At 39.0% G+C, this 22,222-nt stretch carries 24 protein-coding genes, 1 riboswitch and 1 other annotated feature; of the genes, 21 read left to right on the top strand and 3 right to left on the bottom strand.

Going from position 1 to position 22,222, the window contains the following annotated elements; genetic code table 11:
- Positions 1 to 2 precede the first annotated feature (2 nt).
- Positions 3 to 114: riboswitch (FMN riboswitch) on the top strand.
- Between the two features lie 99 nt (positions 115 to 213).
- The 3 genes from H8700_RS04130 to H8700_RS04120 are packed head-to-tail and all read left to right on the top strand — an operon-like array spanning position 214 to position 2,542.
- Positions 214 to 828, top strand: a complete 615-nt coding sequence (locus H8700_RS04130) for a 4Fe-4S binding protein (RefSeq protein ID WP_118498512.1) — start codon at positions 214 to 216, stop codon at positions 826 to 828.
- Positions 825 to 1,769: an SIR2 family NAD-dependent protein deacylase gene (locus tag H8700_RS04125; RefSeq protein WP_072522434.1), complete on the top strand. Its 945-nt coding sequence runs from the start codon at positions 825 to 827 to the stop codon at positions 1,767 to 1,769. The genes H8700_RS04130 and H8700_RS04125 overlap by 4 nt, the downstream gene beginning before the upstream one ends.
- On the top strand, positions 1,766 to 2,542 hold the full coding sequence (locus tag H8700_RS04120) for a protein-ADP-ribose hydrolase (protein ID WP_072522433.1): 777 nt from the start codon (positions 1,766 to 1,768) through the stop codon (positions 2,540 to 2,542). The genes H8700_RS04125 and H8700_RS04120 overlap by 4 nt, the downstream gene beginning before the upstream one ends.
- A gap of 203 nt (positions 2,543 to 2,745) precedes the next feature.
- On the opposite strand, the gene H8700_RS04115 is transcribed toward H8700_RS04120, so the two are convergent.
- Positions 2,746 to 2,982: a DUF6061 family protein gene (locus tag H8700_RS04115; RefSeq protein ID WP_055057071.1), complete on the bottom strand. Its 237-nt coding sequence runs from the start codon at positions 2,980 to 2,982 to the stop codon at positions 2,746 to 2,748.
- 310 nt (positions 2,983 to 3,292) lie between these two features.
- Between H8700_RS04115 and H8700_RS04110 the strand changes: the two genes are divergently transcribed.
- The 13 genes from H8700_RS04110 (at position 3,293) to H8700_RS04050 (ending at position 13,467) form a co-directional block, all read left to right on the top strand.
- Positions 3,293 to 3,610, top strand: a complete 318-nt coding sequence (locus H8700_RS04110; RefSeq protein ID WP_081733101.1) for a DUF2651 family protein — start codon at positions 3,293 to 3,295, stop codon at positions 3,608 to 3,610.
- A 50-nt stretch (positions 3,611 to 3,660) separates the two neighbouring features.
- Complete coding sequence (locus tag H8700_RS04105; RefSeq protein ID WP_249303423.1) at positions 3,661 to 4,110, top strand: hypothetical protein; 450 nt, start codon at positions 3,661 to 3,663, stop codon at positions 4,108 to 4,110.
- Positions 4,111 to 4,253: 143 nt separating this feature from the next.
- On the top strand, positions 4,254 to 4,421 hold the full coding sequence (locus H8700_RS04100; protein WP_249303700.1) for a hypothetical protein: 168 nt from the start codon (positions 4,254 to 4,256) through the stop codon (positions 4,419 to 4,421).
- 34 nt (positions 4,422 to 4,455) lie between these two features.
- Positions 4,456 to 4,662 (top strand): hypothetical protein, encoded by a 207-nt coding sequence (locus H8700_RS04095; protein WP_249303414.1) that lies wholly within the window; start codon positions 4,456 to 4,458, stop codon positions 4,660 to 4,662.
- Positions 4,663 to 4,890: 228 nt separating this feature from the next.
- Positions 4,891 to 5,124 (top strand): helix-turn-helix domain-containing protein, encoded by a 234-nt coding sequence (locus H8700_RS04090; protein WP_249303412.1) that lies wholly within the window; start codon positions 4,891 to 4,893, stop codon positions 5,122 to 5,124.
- A 165-nt stretch (positions 5,125 to 5,289) separates the two neighbouring features.
- Complete coding sequence (locus H8700_RS04085) at positions 5,290 to 6,078, top strand: LytR/AlgR family response regulator transcription factor (RefSeq protein WP_249303405.1); 789 nt, start codon at positions 5,290 to 5,292, stop codon at positions 6,076 to 6,078.
- Positions 6,079 to 6,357: 279 nt separating this feature from the next.
- Complete coding sequence (locus tag H8700_RS04080; RefSeq protein WP_249303394.1) at positions 6,358 to 9,210, top strand: leucine-rich repeat domain-containing protein; 2,853 nt, start codon at positions 6,358 to 6,360, stop codon at positions 9,208 to 9,210.
- A 388-nt stretch (positions 9,211 to 9,598) separates the two neighbouring features.
- Positions 9,599 to 10,309 carry a S24/S26 family peptidase gene (locus H8700_RS12610; RefSeq protein WP_249303387.1) on the top strand — a complete coding sequence of 237 codons (711 nt, stop codon included), beginning with the start codon at positions 9,599 to 9,601 and terminating at the stop codon, positions 10,307 to 10,309.
- The gene (locus tag H8700_RS04070) at positions 10,302 to 10,697 is read left to right on the top strand and encodes an arsenate reductase/protein-tyrosine-phosphatase family protein (protein WP_249303384.1); all 396 of its coding nucleotides are present in this window, start codon (positions 10,302 to 10,304) and stop codon (positions 10,695 to 10,697) included. The genes H8700_RS12610 and H8700_RS04070 overlap by 8 nt, the downstream gene beginning before the upstream one ends.
- A 175-nt stretch (positions 10,698 to 10,872) precedes the next feature.
- Positions 10,873 to 11,292: a GNAT family N-acetyltransferase gene (locus tag H8700_RS04065; RefSeq protein ID WP_249303370.1), complete on the top strand. Its 420-nt coding sequence runs from the start codon at positions 10,873 to 10,875 to the stop codon at positions 11,290 to 11,292.
- Positions 11,289 to 12,458 carry a glycerate kinase family protein gene (locus H8700_RS04060; protein WP_249303365.1) on the top strand — a complete coding sequence of 390 codons (1,170 nt, stop codon included), beginning with the start codon at positions 11,289 to 11,291 and terminating at the stop codon, positions 12,456 to 12,458. Before H8700_RS04065 ends, H8700_RS04060 begins: the two co-directional genes overlap by 4 nt.
- Positions 12,459 to 12,546: 88 nt before the next feature.
- Positions 12,547 to 12,900, top strand: coding sequence for a DUF2500 domain-containing protein (locus tag H8700_RS04055; protein ID WP_249303362.1), 354 nt, complete (start codon positions 12,547 to 12,549; stop codon positions 12,898 to 12,900).
- A 249-nt stretch (positions 12,901 to 13,149) separates the two neighbouring features.
- Positions 13,150 to 13,467: a hypothetical protein gene (locus H8700_RS04050; protein ID WP_249303359.1), complete on the top strand. Its 318-nt coding sequence runs from the start codon at positions 13,150 to 13,152 to the stop codon at positions 13,465 to 13,467.
- Positions 13,468 to 13,472: 5 nt separating this feature from the next.
- On the opposite strand, the gene H8700_RS04045 is transcribed toward H8700_RS04050, so the two are convergent.
- On the bottom strand, positions 13,473 to 13,991 hold the full coding sequence (locus H8700_RS04045) for a DUF6273 domain-containing protein (RefSeq protein ID WP_249303356.1): 519 nt from the start codon (positions 13,989 to 13,991) through the stop codon (positions 13,473 to 13,475).
- 235 nt (positions 13,992 to 14,226) lie between these two features.
- Here H8700_RS04045 and H8700_RS04040 point away from each other — a divergent pair, with 235 nt between their 5' ends.
- From H8700_RS04040 to H8700_RS04020, 5 genes are all read left to right on the top strand, one after another.
- Positions 14,227 to 14,769 carry a histidine phosphatase family protein gene (locus H8700_RS04040; RefSeq protein ID WP_249303353.1) on the top strand — a complete coding sequence of 181 codons (543 nt, stop codon included), beginning with the start codon at positions 14,227 to 14,229 and terminating at the stop codon, positions 14,767 to 14,769.
- 178 nt (positions 14,770 to 14,947) lie between these two features.
- Positions 14,948 to 15,195 (top strand) — a binding site (T-box leader).
- Between the two features lie 97 nt (positions 15,196 to 15,292).
- Positions 15,293 to 16,306, top strand: a complete 1,014-nt coding sequence (locus tag H8700_RS04035; protein ID WP_249303349.1) for a bile acid:sodium symporter family protein — start codon at positions 15,293 to 15,295, stop codon at positions 16,304 to 16,306.
- Between the two features lie 99 nt (positions 16,307 to 16,405).
- Entirely contained in the window at positions 16,406 to 16,768 is a 363-nt protein-coding gene (locus H8700_RS04030) for a hypothetical protein (RefSeq protein ID WP_249303346.1), read from the top strand.
- Positions 16,769 to 16,826: 58 nt separating this feature from the next.
- A complete protein-coding gene (locus H8700_RS04025; protein ID WP_249303338.1) occupies positions 16,827 to 18,773 on the top strand; it encodes an ABC transporter ATP-binding protein in 1,947 nt (648 codons plus the stop codon).
- Entirely contained in the window at positions 18,766 to 20,634 is a 1,869-nt protein-coding gene (locus H8700_RS04020) for an ABC transporter ATP-binding protein (RefSeq protein ID WP_249303334.1), read from the top strand. Before H8700_RS04025 ends, H8700_RS04020 begins: the two co-directional genes overlap by 8 nt.
- A 187-nt stretch (positions 20,635 to 20,821) precedes the next feature.
- Here H8700_RS04020 and H8700_RS04015 read toward each other — a convergent pair whose 3' ends face one another.
- Positions 20,822 to 22,090: a glycoside hydrolase family 27 protein gene (locus H8700_RS04015; protein WP_249303329.1), complete on the bottom strand. Its 1,269-nt coding sequence runs from the start codon at positions 22,088 to 22,090 to the stop codon at positions 20,822 to 20,824.
- Positions 22,091 to 22,222 lie beyond the last annotated feature (132 nt).

The raw sequence follows: 22,222 nt of genomic DNA, 5'->3' as shown, positions 1-22,222 counted from the left end.
ATTACAGTCTTCGGGGCAAGGTGTAATTCCTGACCGGCAGTATAGTCTGCGAGCAAAAGCTGATATGGTGCAATTCCATAACCGACGGTAAAGTCCGGATGAGAGAAGATATGATAAAACAAGTCCCGCAGGAAATCCCGTCCTGCGGGCTGTTTTAATTGCCATGATGACATATAAAAAACTTACACCGATACTGAAAGGAGAGACTTTGAAATGACAAAAATGGATTATCTTAAACTTCTGGTGGATGAAATTCATTCAACAACAGTTGCAACGATAGGTTCAGATGGACATCCTCAGACAAGAATCATAGATATGATGTACTATGATGAAGAAGGTGTGTATTTCCTTACAGCAAAGGGAAAAGCATTTTATGACCAGTTAATGGAGCAGCAGTATGTGGCAATATCCGCAACAAAAGACAAAATTGCGGTGTCTCTGCGTGGAAAAATAAAGAACATCGAAAAAAAGAATCTTGATATTATGTTTGAAAAAAATCCATATATGAAGAAAATCTATCCGGGAGATACGAAAGACGCAATCGAAGTGTTTCGGCTGTATGAGGCACAGGGAGAGTATTTTGATATCAGCAATCCATCAAATATTGTGAGGGATACTATAACAATTGGAAAAACCGAGGCAGTTCAGACAGGGTATTTTATTGGAAAAGAATGTATTGGATGCAAACTGTGTTACTCTGTATGTCCGCAAAAATGCATTGATATATCTTCAGTTCCGGTTACTATCAACCAGAATCATTGTCTGCATTGCGGAAGATGTGCAGAAATTTGTCCGAAGCAGTGTATTGAGAAAAGAGGTTCATTATGATTTTTAAGAAAATCAGAAAAGGGCATGCTGACTGGAGAAACTTTTTATGTAGTACTCCGGCAAGGGATTATGTATTCCAAAAGGATGCATATGAAGACCAGATTGACAGGGCAGCAAAGAATATAAGAAATACAGACTGTGTTATAATCGGGGCAGGAGCCGGGGCATCGACAGCTGCGGGAATCCAATATGGTGGTAAAAGGTTTACAGACAATTTTGCAGAATTTATAAAAAAATACGGTGAGTACTACATGACAGATATGTATGCAGCCGGATTTTATCCATATCCGTCTGAGGAGGCAAAGTGGGGATACTGGTCAAAACATGCATTGATGAACCGCTTTGATCCTCCGGCATTGCCGCTTTATACAGAGCTTTATGATATTGTAAAGAACAAAGAATATTTTGTACTTACAACCAATGTGGATCATCAGTTTTATAAAGCGGGATTCGATGAAAAAAGAATATTTGCAACACAGGGAGATTATGGGAAAATCCAGTGCCAGAAAGCCTGTCATCCAAAGACTTACGATGCAAAAGACCTGTTTCGTAAAATGGATAAAGCAAGAAGAGACTGCCTGATTCCATCAGAACTTGTACCAAAATGTCCGGTGTGTGGCGGCAATATGGCTATGAATCTCCGTTGTGATAATTATTTTGTGGAAGATGAAGCGTGGCATGAGGCAGCCGACAGGTATGCGGGGTTTCTGGAACAGCATAAAGATAAAAAAGTTGTTCTTTTGGAACTTGGAGTTGGATTTAATACGCCGATTATTATACGTTTCCCTTTTGAAAAGATGGTGAGGGAGAACTCGTCTTATAGTTTGATACGCCTGAATATGGATGAAGCGGTAGTTCCGGAAAGCTTCGGGGAACGTGCAATCGGTATTGGCGGTGATATGGCAAAGGCAATTACTGATATAAGGGGGCTGGTATTATGACACAGGATGAGCGAAGAGAATATCTGATTCAGTATCTTTTAAAAGAAGAAATACCGTTTGGCAGACAGAACATTCCTACGGATAAGCAGGGGCAGGAAAATCTGCTCCGCTCACTTATGAATGTCAGACCGCCAAGACCAATCAGTAATGATTTTTTGAAAATACAGGATGAGTATCTTACAGAAAGAAATATAGAGCGTGGAATCACAGATGTTGACACGCTTGCACCTGTAAAATCCGATTCGAGATTATATATCTGGCAGGGGGATATTACCACTTTGAAATGTGATGCGATCGTGAATGCGTGTAACTCACAGATGCTTGGTTGTTTTTCACCGATGCATGCCTGTATTGATAACTTTATTCATACTTATGCTGGAATGGAACTTCGTCTGAAAATGCATGAAATTATGGCAAAGCAGGGGCATGAAGAAGAGACCGGCAAAGCAAAGATAACATCGGGATACAATCTTCCGACAAAATATATTCTTCATACGGTAGGACCTATTATACAATGGAAAGTCACAAAAGAAGATGAAGACCTGTTGGCAAACTGCTACACAGAGTGCCTAAAGCTTGCAGCTGATACTGGTGTGGAATCTATTGCATTCTGTTGTTTGTCTACAGGTGTATTCCGTTTTCCACAGCAACGAGCTGCCGAGATTGCAACGAACACTGTAAAGCAGTATCTTAACAAAGACAGCAGAATAAAAAAGGTAATCTTTAATGTGTTTAAAGATGAAGATTTAAAAATATACAGTGGATTGTTATAAGCGTTTGTTGAAATATCCGATAAATCTTATTGTACTGTTACTGCCTGAGAATGTGATTTATATTGGAATCCGATGTTAAGTGAACGACTGGTGGGAAGAACGAGAATATTATTAAAAAAAGTGGACAGTTCACCAATTGGGGGCTGTCCACTGAGAGGACGGCGGTTAGTCACTGCCTCCTACTCAATTTTTAACAGGAAATATTAAAGTTCAAGTGAATCTTCTGCATCAACCCACATCTGTAAATTTCCATCAAGATATAATCTTGCATATTCCAGTGGTTCGTCAATAGCAAGTGTATTTAATGCACAGTCTGATCCAGGCGTGGTTTTTAAGTCCTTCTCAGCTTCCCAGCAGTCAATGCGAAGCATATAGCCGGCACTGGTATAAACATCAATACTGTTGCATTGTGGATTATATTCTGCAAATATTGTTCTCATCGTATCTTATCTCCTTATCGATCAATAAATCATCAGTTACAAAAATCAGAAGCATTTCAATCAGTTCACCATGTCACTTTTATTTTGTGTTATACTGTTTTATATGATTTTCTTGCCCTTGTATTTTCCCTTATCAGAGTTTGTAAACACTGGCGGGACGATATAACACAAGGGAAACAATAAGGGAAAGCTCACCTGCGACAAATCCAGTGTTTTCAAGGGTTTACAGAGAATTTAATAACAAAATATAACAGTTATTAAATCTCTTAAAACAGGTGAAATCTCAATCGGAATTTGAAAGGATGATGATATGATGGATAAATTAAAAAAGAACATGGTTTTCTACCTACTGTTGCTGATAGATTTTTATATCGTTCCTTGGTTTATAAAAAACACAGGAAGTGCAATGATTGTTATGTTAGTAATTATTCCTCTAATATGTTTAATAACCTCTGTTTTTTATGGGATTAGGAATGGTTTTAACTTCTGGTATATTTTGATTGTAGCAATAATGTTTGCGCCATCTATATTTATATTTTATAACTCAAGTGCATGGGTTTATGTAGTTGGATATGCTGTTATTGCATTATTGGGAAATTTAATAGCATTGCCATTAGGAAAAAGATAACTTCCAGTTTGTCGAACACATGAAAATTTGAATTTCATGGAGTGAATATTATGTTGAAAAAATATAAGATTGGGTTTGATATTTGGGGGATAATAGTCTTTTTGATTATTATGATACCAAATTTCATATGGTTTGCTGTTCCTGCACCTAATGATATACTTAGAACAGAGTCGGTTACCGTAGTAATAGATGCAATAGGTTCAATTTGCCAAGTACTAATGATATGTGCATTATGTGTATTTATAAACCCCGAGAGAAAAAAACTAAATTTCACAAAGATAATAATTGCGATGATTTGTTGTTGCGTGACATATTTTGTAAGTTGGTTATTCTATTATTGGGGAATAACCAATGCAGTCGTTATTCTTGGATTAACGATACCATCATGTATGGCTTTTTTATTTTTTGCTATTGATAGAAAGAATCATATTTCTATTGTTCCAATCTCAATTTTTACTATATGCCATTTTATATATGGTGTAGTTAATTATATTATTTGATAATTTAAATTGCGACATATGCGAAAATTCCAGTTTCATGTTGCTTTTAATAATTGAATATTGAATGATTTTACATAGCCGTTAAGGAGTAATTTTTGCTCCCTAGCGGCTTATTTTATTTTTCAAAGTAGGAGGTGAGAAAATTGAAAATTAGAAAGGTTGATGACAAACCGATGGTCATTCACACCAAGGAGAAAGCCAAGATTCATGCCCACGAACCGAAGGGAGCTAAGATTAAAGGCAGCAACATCTATACAGTAGAGAGAGGTTCTAAGACAGCTGGTGCAAGTACAAATGTTGCGTGTTGGTAATAGCAATTTTGTATGGTAGAGGAGTTGAACTGAATTGGAGAAGAATTGGAGTACAGTGCAGTTGCATTGCAGAGAGTGTAATGCGAGGATGATGGATTACACATTGTGTCAGGACGATGACCGGATCGTCCTGCAGGGCATTACGATCAAATGCAATCGCTGCAAACGGGTAATGATGTTGAAGAAATATACAGAAGGCATGATACGGAAGCGTGCCGGCAAAGGTGTGTTCTGTATCTGACAGATCTGGGATCTGTTACATAGAAACAAAATTACAATTAAATGAACAGCCCACCTGATAAGGGCACATCAGCAATTATGGAAGTACCAGAGACGCAGGGGAAAGATAACCAGTAGATAACTGGCTTTCCTTTGCGTCTTTTTGCGTGAATCAGGGAGCGGAAAATTCAAAGATAATTTTCACCATATTAATTCTGGCTATCGAGATGGCTGGAAAGGATGAAGAATTATGATAATTTATGACATGGAAGCAAGCGGTAAGAGATTAAAGACATTAAGAAAACAGGCAGAAAAGACACAGGAGCAGGTAGCGGAGGCAGTTGGACTTGAGCCGGGAACGATCAGCCGGATAGAGCGGGGAGTGAAGGGAATGTCGATTGACTCGCTGTTGATGTTTAGTGAAATTTATCGAGTGAGTACGGATTACATACTGAAGGGGGATAAGACCGTGACACCATATTAAAATATGATCTGAGAGGAAAAATAATGCATAAGAATACATAGATAACAGCAAAGCCAGACTATTTTAACAAAAAATGTCAAATATCAACGAACTCCTCATTGCCATAACGCCCAAAATACAGTAAAATATTAGCAAATCCGTAAGACACAAGGAGTAACAGTTATCATGCAGTTTAAGAAAACACTGGAAATCAAGGCAAATCATAAGCAGGTGGTAATCAATGTCGCAGATATACTATATATCAAGGCATCGGTGAATGACTGTTACATTCATGTGACAAGCGGAAGCGTATATAAGACCAGAAGCACCTTAGAGGCAATGGAGGCACAGGTTGGGGAATATTTTCTGAAAGTGCATCGTACCTATCTGGTGTGTATCATGGCAATCCATGCATTAGAAGATACGCTGACACTTATCAATGGAGAAGAACTCAACTATGCAACACGCAGGAGAAAGGAAATCCTTGCACAGCTGCAGGAGAAGCAGAGAAAGCTTATAGCAACTTTTGCCCTGCCGAACACTCCTAAGACACCGGAAGAGTATCATGCATTTTACCAGAGCTTTGACCAGATGCCGTTTGCCGTTACAGATATCGAGATGATATTCAATGAGGACAGGCATGCTGTGGACTGGATATTCCGCTATGGTAACGAGAAGCTGGCAGAAGTGGAGAGAGTACCTCTAAGTGGACTCATCGGTAACAGCTTTGGCAGTATCTTCTCCAATATGGACGATAAATGGCTGTGTACTTACGAGCGGGCAACGTTGTATGGAGAACGTCTTGAGATTATGGCTTATAGTCCGGAGATAGATACCGAGCTTAAGATTATCTGTTTCCCGACATTTTCGGGACACTGCGGATGTATGTTATTCCTGTTGGATGAGATACACTGTGCACAGAAACAGGATGAGTTGTCACAGATATGGAAGAATTACCTGTTAAAGCAGGAATAAATGCTGTGACGAACTGCATAAATAGACTGAAAAATGTCATTTCATCAAAAAAAAGAGGTGAGATGGCATTTTTCATGAGAAATTTTATGCGAAATTGAACAAATTGCCACATGAACCTTGAGTAAAATAAGGGGGTATGGTAAAATATTTCCAAATATATGATAGAGAATTTTCTATCAATGACATATAAGATAGACGCAGATGATAGGATACACGAACTGCTATACGGCTGCGAGCCAAAAGCAGTTTAATCCACAGATATAAGAAAGGAGGCAGTCTATGAGAAAAAAGATACGCTGGATAAAAAGAGGTCTGGCGGTAATGCTATCTGTCTGCATGGTATTCGGTGTGGCACCGATTCAGGCAGGAGCAGAGGAAAATGATTCAGAAATTGCAGTGCAGGCAAATGATAGTGCTGGAAAGACTGAACAGCAATCCACGGAAGAGGAAGAGTGTAAGCATGAGGGGGTTGAAATAACTTTCAACAGCAACGGTTTCGGAAACTGCCCGAAATGCAATGCAACCGTATATCAGCCTGCTGTTGAAACAACTGACAAATATGACATTGACGATGACAGCATGAAAGAGAATGTTTACGAAATCAGCAATGCAGGTCAGCTGTACTGGTTTGCAGGACTTGTAAACGGCACTCTTGATGGAGTTGAACAAAACAAATTAGCCAATGCAATTCTGACAGCCAACATCACAGTAAATGAAAATCTTCTTGATTCCTTACAATACGATACAGAGGGTAATGTTTCCAACGGAAGTGATTTTATAACCTGGACACCGATTGCAGATTGTATGGAAAATAATATAACACAGTATTCAGGAACGTTTGACGGAAATAATAAAACCGTAAGTGGTTTGTACTTTAATGGTAATTCAATACGTATTGGATTATTCGGAAGTTCCGAAGCCGATGGCAACATAAAAAATGTTGGAGTTGTTGATTCCTATTTTAAAGGAAATAATTTTGTGGGCGGTGTGTGTGGACGCAATGACGGCACAATCACAAACTGTTATAATGCAGGGAATCTTACCGGTATTGATGAGTCATCTGCTACTATAGGCGGTATATGTGGATACAATGGTGGCACAATCACAAACTGTTATAACACAGGAACTGTTACCGCTACCGGCTCAGTAGCTTCTGTGGGTGGTGTGTGTGGCTGTAGTATTGCACCAATTTCAAACTGTTATAACATAGGAACCGTTACTGCTACTAGCTCAGATACTGATATAAGCGGTATATGTGGATACTATTATGGGCCAATCAAAAATTGCTATCACCTCGCAGACACAGAAGATGAAAATGGCGGCAAAACCGCCGCACAATTCGCAAGCGGTGAAATTGCGTATCTTCTCTCACAAGGTTGTACAGTAGGTGAAGGTGAAGATGCCGCAACTTACAGTGGTTCTGTATGGGGGCAGGCACTTGGCGGAAATGGTGATACATATCCTGTTCTTGATAGCACAAAAAGAGTTTATCAGGTAGATAAATATGACGGCTGTGAAGGAAAACCGGGCAGTTCAACAAAGGTATATTCCAATCAGAGTACGTCAATATATGAAGAACATTCTTTTGCTTATGAGCCTGTAGAAAATGGTAATGCTATTAAGGCAACTTGTAACGAGTGTGGTGCAACCTACACCGTAAAACTTACACGGCCGGCAGCAACATCAGATGAAAAAATTGTCTATGATGGAACAGAAAAGAAAGCCGGAACAGCAATAGATTCTGGAAACACGGGTATAGAGACAATTCCTGAAAATGCCATTACCTATGCAACGGTAACAAATGGCACACCATCTACTTATAGTACAACAGCACCGAAAAATGCCGGTACATACAAAGCAAAGCTTACATTAGGCAAAGGAGATAACATAGTTTCTATTGAGATAAATTTTACGATTGAAAAAGCAGCTAAGGCACTAAATATGCCGGAAGCTGCGATGACTCCGGCACACAGCACAAAAAAGGTTGGCGATATTACACTTCCGGATGGCTGGAACTGGTCTGATAACGATAAGGATAAAGTACTTACAGATGGTGTGGCTGTGACAGCAACAGCAGTTTATACAGGAGCTGACAAGGGTAATTACGAGACAGAAAGTGTAAGTATTATGATCACAAGAAGCGTATGTGACCATACGGATACGGAAGTGAGAGGTAAGAAAGATGTTACCTGTACCGAGGATGGATACAGTGGCGATGTCTATTGTAAGGACTGTACCGTATTAGTGACCAAAGGATCTGTGATCACGCATCCGGGTCATCTGTTAAGAGAAGTAGCAGCAAAGGATGCGACAGCGACTGTGGCAGGCAATATAGCATACTATGTATGTGAGAATGCAGGCTGCGGCAAGTACTTTGCGGATAATGCGGCGAAGACGGAGATTACCGATAAGTCAAGCATTATCATTCCAGCTACAGGAGGTGGTTCATCGTCAGGAGGTGGTTCTTCATCCAGTGGCGGTGCCTCAAGTGGAGGCTCATCAAGTGATGGTACATCTGGTGGCGGTACATCATCGGGAACAACCGATAAGCCGGGAACAACCGACAAGCCGGGAGCAACAGAGCAGCCTGAAGAAAACGATAAGCCGTCTGTACCGAAAAAAGGTACGAAGATAAAGGGCAACGATGGTTCGACTTACATAGTTACGAGTGGCAAGGGCAAAACACCGACAGTACAGTACACTGCTCCAAAGAGTACTGCAAAAGGAACGGCTACCATTCCGGCAAAGGTTAAGGTTGATGGAGTATCTTATAAAGTAACATCCATTGCGGACAATGCCTTTAAGAACAATAAGAAAATTACAAAGGTAGTGATTGGCTCAAACATTGTTACAATTGGAAAGAATGCGTTTGCCAAGTGTACAAATATAACAAGTATTGTAATAGGAAAGAATGTTACAAAGATAGAAAAAAATGCTTTTTATGGCTGCAGGAAGTTGAAGAAGATTACGATTAAATCAGAGAAACTGACTTCAAAATCAGTAGCGAAATATGCTTTTAGCCGTATCGGCAAAAAGACAGTGATCAAAGTTCCCACAAGTAAATATAAAGCATACAAGAAGATGCTTTATAAAAAGGGACTGAATAAGAAAGTCCGAATTTTGAAATATTGATGCAAAAAGAGGGTTGGTGATATCACACCAAAGTTGGCAAATCAGGGAGGATTTATAGGGCAAACCCCATGCATCAAGATGTTGCAGCATTATGATGTTATAGAGGCGGCAGTACCACATCTTACTAGAGTGGTGTCTGCCGTTTTCTAACAGCAGTATGTATTTGGTTCCTTTGCCTGTTTGGAAGTATACAGGTATATGCGGCAGAATATTATGGAGATTTTCAATTACGAAGATAATGGAGAAAACGTATCAATTTATGCGTATAAGCCATCATAGACCATATACTGTCAGTAGTGCCGGTCTACCGGCTTGGCTGCAACATGGATATCGAGGCGGCGAGGGTGGCTTATGAAGGAATGAACAGACTTAAGAAACAGGAGGAATCGTGAAGACAGCTTATGAGGAATATCTACGGAAATATCACACTCTTACTTACAAAAATGTAGGAGTGAGTATGTTGCCACTGTTAAAGCAGGGACGGGATCCTTTTACGGTGCGTGAGATGAAGCAGGGCGAAAGCTGTAAGTTATGGGATGTAGTATTGTATATAAGAGGCACAGACCAGTATGTGCTTCACAGAATTATCAAGGTATATGAAGATTCCTATGATATCCTTGGCGATAACTGCATTGGGATAGAGCGTGGAATCAAAAAGACAGATGTTCTTGGTGTTATGACCGATTTTACCCACAAAGGAAAGCAGTGTAAGACCGGTGACATAGGATACCGTTGTAGTGTCAGAGGGACTTGCCACGATTGTTCCGGGCGTAGCCGGAATGATAACGAAGATGGCAGGAGCCCTTGTGGTGATCCTTATTATGGAACCGAGGTTTGCCTATATCCTTGTGCCTGGTGGAATACTTCTGGTGTTGCTTACTTATATTTTCAGAAAGCAGCTAAAGAAGCTGCACAAGCAGATGCAGGAAAAGGATGGATTTGTCCGTATCTTCTTGCAGGAGCATCTTGGCAGTCTGATGATCGTCAAAGCATTTGGCATAGTAATTATGACGTTGTTTTGGAATATGAAAATATACGGTGTGAGTATTCTAAGAGGAATGAACAGTGTATAAAGGAAAGGTGTCCATATTATGAGTAAAAAGAAAATAGCATTTATATGTGTTCATAATTCATGTAGAAGCCAGATTGCGGAGGCTCTCGGAAAACATTTGGCATCAGATGTATTTGAAAGCTATTCTGCAGGAACAGAAATAAAATCATCAATTAATCAGGACGCAGTGCGTATTATGAAAGAAATGTATGGTATTGATATGGAGCAGACTCAGTATTCTAAACTAATTTTAGATATTCCAAAACCTGATATTGCTATTTCTATGGGATGTAATGTAGGATGCCCATTTATTGGAAGAGCATTTGATGATAATTGGGGGCTTGAAGATCCAACGGAAAAGAGTGATGATGAATTTGTAATTACAATTAAAAAGATTGAAGAGCATATTATAAAACTGAAAGAAGAATTAACATAGTGAACAGAACACAAAATTATGCCAAAGCACTAATTGTTTTGCTTGCATTATATTTCATTGTTAAGTGGGCTGTCAAAAAAAGGAATAGAAGAAGTCTATATGGATATTACGTGGAAAGTCACTGCCGAAGATATTGAGGCAGAAGAAATATGTAATAAATTTGGTCTTAACGAAGATGAGAAATAGAAATGATGCAATATCAATCGATTCGCCTTGTATGATTGCAGTAGCTCTAAAAGAAACAAAAGAAATGATTGGTGAAATAATTGTTAAGCCAAAGGATAATACAATTTCCTTAGGATATACTTTTTCTTATAAATATCATCGACAAGGATATGCTTTTGAGGCTCTAACCGTTTTGCATGAGCATCTCAATAAGATGGCTCCGGAATGGGAGTTTATCAGTTTTACAGAATGCGAGAATATAGCCGGTATCGAATTGCTTAAGAAATTAGGGTATAAGGATCTCGGCCATGTTTCGCACTTTCGGTATTATAGAAAATGCAGTTGTTTTAGCTTTGCATATAGGATAAAATATATCGGTAGAAATTTATTTTTTGTAATATATAAAAGTCCGAAGGTGAAGAAAAGATGAAAGAAATTATCATTGCAATGGATTCTTTCAAAGGCAGCATGACTTCGTTAGAAGCTGGAAATGCAATTAAAAAGGCAATACAAAACATTTATCCTGCATGGAATATAAAAGTATATCCGGTTGCGGATGGAGGAGAGGGAACTCTGGAGGCATTAACCTATCAGCAAAAAGTGACAAAACGCACTTGCATGGTAACCGGACCGCTTGGAAATCCGATTAAAGCATCGTATCTGTGGTATGAGCGTAATTTAGAAAAGACTGCTGTGATTGAAATGGCACAGGCTGCCGGACTGCCGCTTGTGCCGGAAGAAAAGCGGAATCCTTTGCATACAACGACGTATGGTGTCGGAGAATTGATACAGAATGCGATTCGTCAGGGATGTACCAGATTTATTATCGGAATCGGAGGAAGTGCAACAAACGATGCCGGAGTTGGGATGTTACAGGCATTGGGCTATCATTTTTATGACGTATCGGGAAAGGAAGTCCCTTTCGGTGCAAAAGGATTAGAAAAGATAGTTAATATTAGAACAGAAGATGTATCAGAGAATCTTTTGAAGTGTCAATTTCAAATTGCCTGTGATGTAAAGAATCCGTTGGTTGGTGTATCAGGCTGCAGCAGGATATATGGTCCTCAAAAGGGTGCTACAGAAAAAGAGACAGATAAGATGGACAGTGCAATGGAGCAATTTGCAAATCTCGTAGAAGATACTGCCTGGCAGGACAAAAAACGAATACACCCCAAGGGGAATAGAAATACACCGGGAGCAGGAGCGGCAGGTGGCATAGGATATGCTTTTATGATGTTTTTAAATGGTATGCTGCGACCGGGGATTGACATTGTATTAGATGAGATCGGATTAGAAGAAAAGATTACACAGGCTGATCTTGTGATCACCGGAGAAGGCAGACTGGATGCACAGACATTAATGGGAAAAACACCTGCAGGTGTCGCATCCCTTGCAAAGAAATATCATAAAAGGGTTCTGGCAATAGCCGGCTGCTTTGGAGATGATGTGATACAATGCAAACAGAGTGGTTTGTTTGATGACTGTCTTGCCGTGAAGGATATCTTATCTGAACAGGAACAGATTCATGCAATGGAAAAAAGGAATGCAACTGCTCATTTGCAAAAGCTTGTAAAGCAGTATTTTGTCAATTGGTAGTCATTGCAAATAAATTTAGGTATCTTTTTTTAGTAGAAAGTATTATACTATTTTATAACAACAGCGTAAGATAAGGGGAAAGAAGAATATGTTTGGTTTATTACAACTTATTTTTGTAGTTATGTTTTGTATTGCATCAGGAATTATTATTTTTACAGTGATTCATGGAATCAGTACATGGAATAAGAATAATCATTCACCAAGATTAACCGTACCGGCAAAGGTCGTAGCAAAAAGGATGGAAGTAGATTCGCATTATCATGGTAATAGCGGAGGAATGACAGGGATGAGTACGGATACAACATATTATGTGACGTTTCAGGTAGAAAGCGGAGACAGAATGGAATTATCGGTTGACGACTCTGAGTATGGTATGTTAGTGGAAGGTGATGAAGGAAAGCTGACATTTCAGGGTAGCAGATATCTTGGATTTGAACAATAACAAAAGGAGCAGCAAACGTATTTGCGTTTTCTGCTCCTTTGTGTGTGATTGTTTTTTAGCGTAATTAAGTTTTTGGAAAATTAAATATTGAAAAGGGCAATTCTTTTGTATAATGATTTAGGTGATGGTTACATTTTGTGTTATAATGTGTTATCAAAGCTTTGCAAAAAATTTAATGACAAAATTTAATAGTTATTAAATCTCTTAAAACAGGTAAAATCTCAATCTGAAGTTGTGGAGGAGAAGAAAATGAAACAAACGAAGAACATTTTATTATGGTTCATAATTGCATTAAATATTGTTGGAGTTATTTGTCTGATCTATTTTGCTATTCCATATTTTACGCATAATGTTACAGTAACAAATCCTGATGCAATGTTGCCAATGGAAGCATGGGATATTGCGGGAATGGCATTGACAATTGGTTTTGTTCCGCTTTTGATTGCTAATCTGCTTTGCTTTGCAACTGTAAAAGCGAGGCAGAAGTTTGTGAATTTTTTGTACTTTATTCCGAGCACTGTATGCTTTATTATCGTGTTAAGTTACTGGATACCGGCTTTGGAATAATGGAGTCAGGTTTCCGATCTCATGTCCCATGAAAAAGAAATGGGAAAAACCCGGTTTAGTGTTTCATATGTATCAAAAGCGTCATTGTCTTCATTGACGACTTTTGTCTTTATGATCTGTGCTTTCTCTTTATCAGAAAATGTTTTTTGATAAAAAAATTCATTTAACCATTTTCTAAGCGCACAGGTTTCCCAGGTAACAGCCTTGTTTTTGTCATGATAAGCATGTTTTGCGATACAATGATCGGAAAGCAGGATCAGTTCATTATCTTTCTTTTCTAAAACTTTCCAGGCAATTTTTTCATCATCATATTTTCCAAAAGCAACCGTATCACCGGCTTTTGCTTTTGCAATATCCGTATACTCGATCTTTTCCACTTTCTGTTCAATATAATGTCCTGCTGCTTCTTCCTGTGCATTGTTTTTGTTGTACAGATACCATGCAATTCCTGCGATCGCTGCAAGGATCGCCACTACTAATACTATTAAAATAACACCTGATTTTTTCTTTTTTGTCTGTCTCATGATGATATCCTCCAAATTTTTTTCAGTGTTATTTTCATTTTTTGGATAGGAAAATATTCATATTGTGAGATTTTTTGTTTTAGGAATAAATGATCGATAGCAATGTATCTATATTGTTTTTTCAAAAGTGCGATATATTTACAAATATTGATTTTATGATATCATCAATAGTGATAAGAAACTGCTTAGGCAGAACGGACAGCGTTTTGGTTGATAAAAGAAAAGAGGAAAAAAGATGGGACATTTCTATTTTGTAAGACACGGACAGACGATCTGGAATGTGGAAAATAAGATTTGTGGTGCGACAGATATCGCTTTGACTAAGAAAGGGCATGAGCAGGCAATGCAAACAGGCGAAAAGATCTTAGCAGATAAGTTAGAGGCAGATGAAATCTTATATTCACCGCTTATGCGTGCAGCGGATACGGCAAAACACATCGCTAAGATCACAGGAATACCGGCACGCATGGAGCCAAGACTGAAAGAACAGAATTTCGGAAAATGGGAGTCAACACCAAGAGATGGTGCAGAGTTTCAAAAAGCAAAAATGCAATTTCTTGACAGCTATGATGGCGGAGAATCTATGTTCCGGTTAGCACAAAGAATTTATAATCTGTTAGACGATATCAGGAAAGAGTCTGATCAAAAAACATATATTTTGGTTGCCCATAACGGAATCGCACGGGTGGTACAATCGTATTTTTATGATATGACAAATGAGGAATATGCTGCATGGGGAATTGATAATTGTGAAGTGGTACGCTATGATTTTTCATAGGAAAGCCAAATAACGTTAAAATTTCGAGAAAGGAAAATATGTGGCGATTTCATGAAATTTACTATTAACCAGCATTGATCACAAAGGTAAAATACCATTCAAAAAAAAATACAAAATCTCTTGACATATCAAAAAAGCGTACTATAATACAATATTGAAAATACAAAAAAATGTTCACCAAAATTCGTTGATGAGAACAATGTCTGATGAAGTTTTATTTGCAGAGAGCCTGTGGTCGGTGTAAACAGGTAATGAACAAATCAGGATATCCTCTCTAAGAAGCAGGCTGAAAGCAAGCGATAGTGATGCATTGCCGGTAAGTTTTGTCGGTTTCCACCGTTATATGGATAGCATATGTTGGTATGTGAAGAGCTGTAATGATTTTACAGAATCAGGGTGGTAACGCGGATTATATTCGTCCCTTTTTTAGTCGAACGACTAGAAAAGGGACTTTTTTCGTATAAATTGAAACCACTCTGCCGCTTAGAAGAGTTTTAGTGAGCAGATATTAAGGAGGAACATCATGAAAGCATTACAAAAAGTCAGTAAATTTTTATCCGATTACACATCAATCGTTGTTATAGCGATTGCGGTGATCACATTCTTTGTACCCGGTATGATGGCATGGGTAAACAATATGTTGTTTGTTGATTTTGTTGCAAACAAATTTACGAACCAGTCTATTATCATTGGTATTATCATGTTCAGCATGGGACTTACGTTGACAGCACAGGATTTTAAAATCTTAGCAAAGAGACCTTTTGATATCTGCGTTGGAGCGATTGCCCAGTATCTGATCATGCCGTTCTTAGCATTAGGAATCACCAAAGCACTTGCACTTCCCGATGCAATCGGACTTGGACTTATTTTAGTCGGATGTTGTCCTGGCGGTGTTTCATCAAACATCATGTCTTATCTTTGTGGCGGAGATGTTGCCTTTTCGGTTGGAATGACAACAGTATCAACAATCCTTTCCCCATTTATGACCCCATTTTTGGTATCACTTCTTGCCAGTGGAACACATATTTCGATCAGTGCGCTTCCAATGTTTGTATCTATCGTTGAAACGGTTATTTTGCCGGTTGCAATTGGATTTTTATTAAATTACTTATTTGGTAAGAAGAAATTATTTATGGAATTACAAAAGGTTATGCCGGGTATCGCTGTTCTTGGTCTTGCCTGTGTCGTTGGTGGCGTTGTTTCTTCACAGGGTTCTAAATTCTTTGAATCCGGTGTTGTGATCTTTGTTGCTGTTCTTTTACATAACGGACTTGGTTATTTACTTGGTTATGGTGCAGGAAAGCTTGTCGGAATGAATACAGCAAAGAAGAGAACGATCTCAATCGAAGTCGGTATGCAAAATGCCGGACTTGCTACAAATCTTGCAACGACAACAGCACAGTTTGCATCAGCTCCGGAATCTGCTATTATCTGTGCGGTATCCTGCACATGGCATTCTATTTCAGGAACGTTACTTGCCGGTGCATTTGCATTAAAAGACAGATTAAAAGAAAAGAAGCAGGAAAGCGAAGCCTAAAATGCTTTTAAAGCAGTAGCTGATTTAAGATTTTGACAGGTTAGCGTAATTACGTTTCAGATGTAAGAAAAATAGTATCAGAAAAGCCGTTTCATAAATGTGGAATGGCTTTTTTGTTATGGAATAGGAAATTGCTCATACAGTAGTGGTATATCAACAAGAATTGCTTTAGCAATTCTTGGAGTGCAAAGCGCTGGCTTTGCACTTTTTTATGGAATAGGAAAATGCTCGTATAGTAGTGGTATATCAACAAGAATTGCTTTAGCAATTCTTGGAGTGCAAAGCGCTGGCTTTGCACTTTTTTATGGAATAGGAAAATGCTCGTATAGTAGTGGTATATCAACAAGAATTGCTTTAGCAATTCTTGGAGTGCAAAGCGCTGGCTTTGCACTTTTTTATGCAATTCGTGGCAAAAAGCAATGTGTATCCTTTACAGTTAGCATAGTATACTGTATTATTTGAATTATTAAATCAAAAGTTGATATGGTAAGAAAGATTGAGAAAGGATTACAGGTTTGGTATGGAAAAAATGAATAAAGAATATCCGGTTTTTAGTAATTGGAAGTTTGTGTTTCATGAGATGTACAGCTTAGATCATAAATATCCATGGTATATTGCAATTCGTTCTGTAGCTGGATTTTTAGCTCCGTTTATTGCAGCGATCATTCCGAGTGTTGCGATCAGTCTGGTTGAAAAAAGAGCTGATTTTTTAACCTTTTTTGGTATAATGCTTGTGTTTGTACTTGGGAATATGATCATAGGAATCATTTCTGCGAAGTATGATTTTCTGATAAAAAAGAAGAATTACAAGGTACAGTTTCAGTCTGTCCAGAAGAAGGTAATCAGTAAAATTATGACGGTGGATTATCAAATTCTGGAGAGTGTAGAAGGAAAACGACTGGCGGATGGTGCAAAATATAGTTACTGCGTGGAATGGAATGGCTGGAGCCGTATTATGGACATGTTTACCCCTTTTGCATTTAATTTATTAGGAATTATTGTATATACGATCATACTGATTCCGAGATGTCCGTGGGTTCTGCCGGTTTTTGCGATCATGAGCATTATGAATGTGATGATTGAGAGAAAAATTGCTCTAAAGGGTTACCGGAAATACAGAGAAACCATCTGGGAAACGGATTCCAGAGTGGAATATTTTTTCCAGAGAAGTACATCGGCTACAGATGGTAAAGATATTCGTCTGTACCGTATGGAAAAGTGGTTTGTAGATGTTATGAATACATTAGTTCAGAGGCGGATGAAGGTATGGAAACGCGTGGAAATGTATTATTTTCTGCCACATCTTTCAGACACGATCTGGTCGTTCGTGCGCGACATCATTGCATATACTGTGCTGGTGACTCAATTTCTTGCGGGAGAATTAAATGCGACCACGTTTACATTTTATCTGGGAATTATTACCGGATTTGCAGGGTGGTTAAATGGTGGCAATATGGGAGACGGCTTTGTACGTGCTAACAGCGAGATGATTCGTTGTAACTGGGGCATTAACGATTATCGCAGTTTTATGGACTTGCCGGATTCCAAACATAATACAGATAAAGAAAATCAGGAAAGAAAGGCGGATCAAGAAGAGACTTCAAAAACGCTCTATCAAAAAAATGATACAGATCAAGAAGAAATTTCCAAAACTATCTATCCCCAAGATGGTACAGATCAAACGGAGAAAGGTGTCACTCTTGAATTCAAAAATGTATGTTTTCGTTATCCCGGTGCAGAACATGATGTGATACATAATCTGAATCTTAAAGTGAAGGCAGGAGAAAATATTGCACTGGTGGGTGTAAATGGAGCCGGAAAGACTACTTTAGTGAAACTTTTGTGTGGCTTTTATCATCCGAATAAAGGGCAGATTCTTATTAATGGCAGGGAGATTTCTGATTATCCGGAGACAGAGTACCGTAAGCTGGTGGGTGCGGTATTTCAGGATATGATGGTGATGGCAACTTCGGTAGCAGAAAACATCGCCTGTGAGAAACAGGAAGATATTGACGAGCAGAAGCTGCGGCAAGCAATGCGGCTTGCGGATATTGAGGAAAAGATCTGTTCTTTGCCAAGGAAAGAAAAGACGTCTGTTACCAACTTTTTGGACAAAGATGGTGTATCGTTTTCAGGAGGAGAATTGCAACGTATCTTACTGGCAAGAGCCTTATATAAGGATGCACCGCTTTTATTGCTCGATGAGCCGACCAGTGCATTAGATCCGTTGGCTGAGACAGCGGTTTATGAGCAGTATCATCGGTTATCACAGGGAAAAACGACAATTTTTATTTCCCATCGTCTGGCAAGTACCAAATTCTGTAACCGCATTATTTATTACGAAAACGGTCAGGTGAAAGAGGATGGCACGCACGATGAATTGATGAAAGAAAACGGTGCGTATGCCAGAATGTTTGAGATACAAAGTCAATATTATAATGAGAAAGGTGGTGATTCTGATGAGTAAGCATGCGATCAGTAACGAAAAAGAATCTGTAGGAAAAATTTTCAAGAAATTTATGCATGTCATTGGGATCAATCACAGATTATGTAAATGGATCCTGCCATGTAATCTTGGAAAAAACATTATTATGGCGGGGCTGCCATATGTGGGGATTGTATATGGATGTGATATCTTAAATGCATTAGTGGCACAGGAAGCGAAAAGTAATATTATGAGCATGGTTTATCAGCTTTTGGGAATTACTTTTGTTATGACACTTCTATACCATATTTTGGACAAGGCAGGAAATGCTATGCGCGATAGTATCCGTTATCGGATCAAGGCAGACATTTCGGGCAAAGCGGCAAGTCTGGATTATCAGGAACTGGAATCGCAGGAGAGTATGCAGCTTTTGACTGCCGCATTAGAAGGTGAGAAAGAGAGCGGTGGCATTTATTGGTTTTCCGATAAATTGGGAGTGCTGATTGGTGATGTTGCCTCCATCTTCTATGCATTTATCGTACTCGTCCCGATATTAACAAAGAAACAGCACCTGGTTGGAAATGGTGCAATGCAAATTCTAAACTCGAAGTGGATCATATATCTTATTTTTCTGCTGAATCTGTGTTCTATGTTCCTTTTTATGTGGATATCCAAGAGGGGCAACAAAAAGCAGTATGAAATTTATGAGGAAAGTCTGGACGCAATTCGCAAGGATGATTATTTTTACAGGGAAATTCTCAGTAAATACACGACAGGGAAGGAAATTCGTCTATATGCTTTAAAGGATTTACTGCTTCGCGACATGACAGAAGTATGGAACGAAAAATGTGACATTCAGGATCGAAAGCTGGATATTCAGGAAAAAATTAAAATTCGTTACCTGATCGTGCAGGCATTGCTTCTGGTGGTTTCTTATACGGTGATCGGAGTCAGAGGTGTCAATGGAATGATCACAGGAGCGGAAGTTGTTAAATATGTATCGGCACTGACAGCACTGGGAGGTGCCTGCCAATATATGGTGGATCATTTTGAAACAGTGCTGCTCAATATGCAGTATTTACATCACTATTATGAATATTTGCAACTGCCAAATCACAAAAAGACAGGGGATAAGTCTGTAGCCGACTTAAAACCGCAGGAGCTGGTGATTACCTTTGAGGATGTAAGTTTTCAATATCCCGGAAGTAAAAAGGATAGTCTGAAGCATATTAATCTCACATTTCATTATGGAGAGAAAATTGCTCTGGTAGGTCCAAATGGTGCAGGAAAAACAACCCTGATCTTACTGTTATGCAGATTGTATGAACCGACACAGGGACGGATTTTGCTAAATGGAATTGATATTCGTGAATATGATTATGAAGAATATTTGGCAATGTTTGGTGTGGTATTTCAGGATTTCAAGCTGTTTGCTATGACGGTGGCAGAAAATGTTGCGGCAAGTGAAGAGTATGATGAACAGAAAATAGAAGAGGTTTTGGAGAAAGCCGGAATTTGGGATCGTGTCCGAAAAATGGAACATGGAATCCACAATCCGTTGTATAATGTTGGTATAAAAGGTGTTGAGGTGTCTGGCGGTGAGGCACAGAAAATTGCCATTGCACGTGCATTATATAAGAATGCACCATTCATTATTTTGGATGAACCAACCAGTGCGTTAGACCCTATGGCGGAGTATGAGATTTATTCAGGCTTTGATCGCTTGATCCAGGACAGAATGGCTGTATACATATCTCATAGAATGTCAAGCTGCCGTTTCTGTGAACGGATCGTTGTACTAAAAGACGGACAGGTGCAGGAACAGGGGAGCCATGAAGAACTGATTGACAGAGATGGCATTTATGCGATGATGTGGAATGCACAGGCACAAAATTATCAATAGTATGAAGGGGATCAGAGGGATGTGATTTAAGAAAAAGACAGCAGGTAGTATCATTGCTACATACATAGTACAATATTATAGATAAAAAGATGCACACAAATAACCGCCAGAAGTAATCTGAGCGGTTATTTGTGCTGATAGATATAAAATTTATTAGCCAACATGACCATATATAGGCTCTGCATTGTTATGCTTTTGGAGCTGTCAGCTTAAATACACAGGCACCGTGTGCATCCACTTCAAAAGAAAGTGAATCCGCAACGGAAATGCTTGTATCGGACCATAGCTCTTTTGCACCGGTATACTCTGCAAGATCATAAGCAGACAGATCAAAGGTCAATGTTTGTGACTTGTCTGTTATATTAAACAGTGCGATATAGACCGAACTGTCTTTTTTATCTGGTGCGATCCATGCGATTTCGTTTTGGGTGCGGTAAAGCTGATGAGCGCAAAACGTATCTTTTGCGATTGCAAGAACCTTGGCATTTGTTAATAAAGAAAGCGTAAATGCATCATTTCTTGGAAGATCGGCACCGATCATCAATGGAGAGCGCATCATGCACCAAAGTGTCATCATCGTGATCTGTTCTGCTTTGGTAAATTTTGTCCATGTATTTTCTTCATATACGACACGCAAAGCACCAACCGGGAGCATATCGGCATCAGGCCAATGTCCGGGACCGGAATGGGTACACCATTCTTCGGCACGATCAAACATACTGAGCAATAAATTCCAGTCATCCCAAAAGTCATCGGTGATGCGCCACATATTGGCATATTTTTTCAAATGTTCTGCTTCGTGAAGTGGAGCAGGACCGGGTGAAAGACTTAATACAATATCTCTGGAACATTCTCTGACTGCCTGGCTGATCAGCTCGATCTCGCGTCGGCAATGAGGATATTCTCTTGCAATATCATCTACTTTTACAAAGTCAACGCCCCACGTTGCATATAGATCAAAAAGGCTTTTATAGTAATCCAGAGAACCTTCTGTTTGATCGTCACATTTTAATCCGTACATATCAGGATTCCATTCACAGATGGAGTTTGGATTGGCAACCTGTCTTGCTGTATAGGTGCTGTTTTTGATCGGAAGGTTTTTGTGCGCTGCCATACGTGGCATTCCACGCATAATATGGATGCCAAATTTCAAACCAAGACTGTGTACATAATCGGCAAGCGGTTTGAATCCTGCATTGTCTGTGGCACTTGGAAAACGATTTACGGCAGGCAGCAAACGACCATATTCATCCATACATAAGTCAGAAAATGGTTCGTAGGCATGAGAAGCGGCTGTCGGCTGATACCATTCGATATCTACAACAATGTATTCCCATCCATATTGTTTGAGGTGCTTTGCCATATAATCGGCATTTGCTTTTACGTCTTTTTCGGTTACGGCAGCGCCATAACAGTCCCAACTGTTCCATCCCATTGGTGGTGTTTGTGCTATCATTTTGTAATCTCCTTTTGTTTTGTCCTATCTTATTTTTATCTGATCTGCCTTTGGAAGTTTTGAGGGCAGATGTTTTTTGCGTTAGAACGGATATTGCTTATCACTGATTATAGTATAATAAAAAATAATCTT

Origin of the sequence: Jutongia hominis (genome assembly GCF_014384965.1) — a bacterium.
Classification (GTDB): Bacteria; Bacillota; Clostridia; order Lachnospirales; family Lachnospiraceae; genus Butyribacter; species Butyribacter hominis.
The sequence above is the reverse complement of the archived record's forward strand: the minus strand, read 5'-3'. Positions and strand labels throughout refer to the sequence as shown.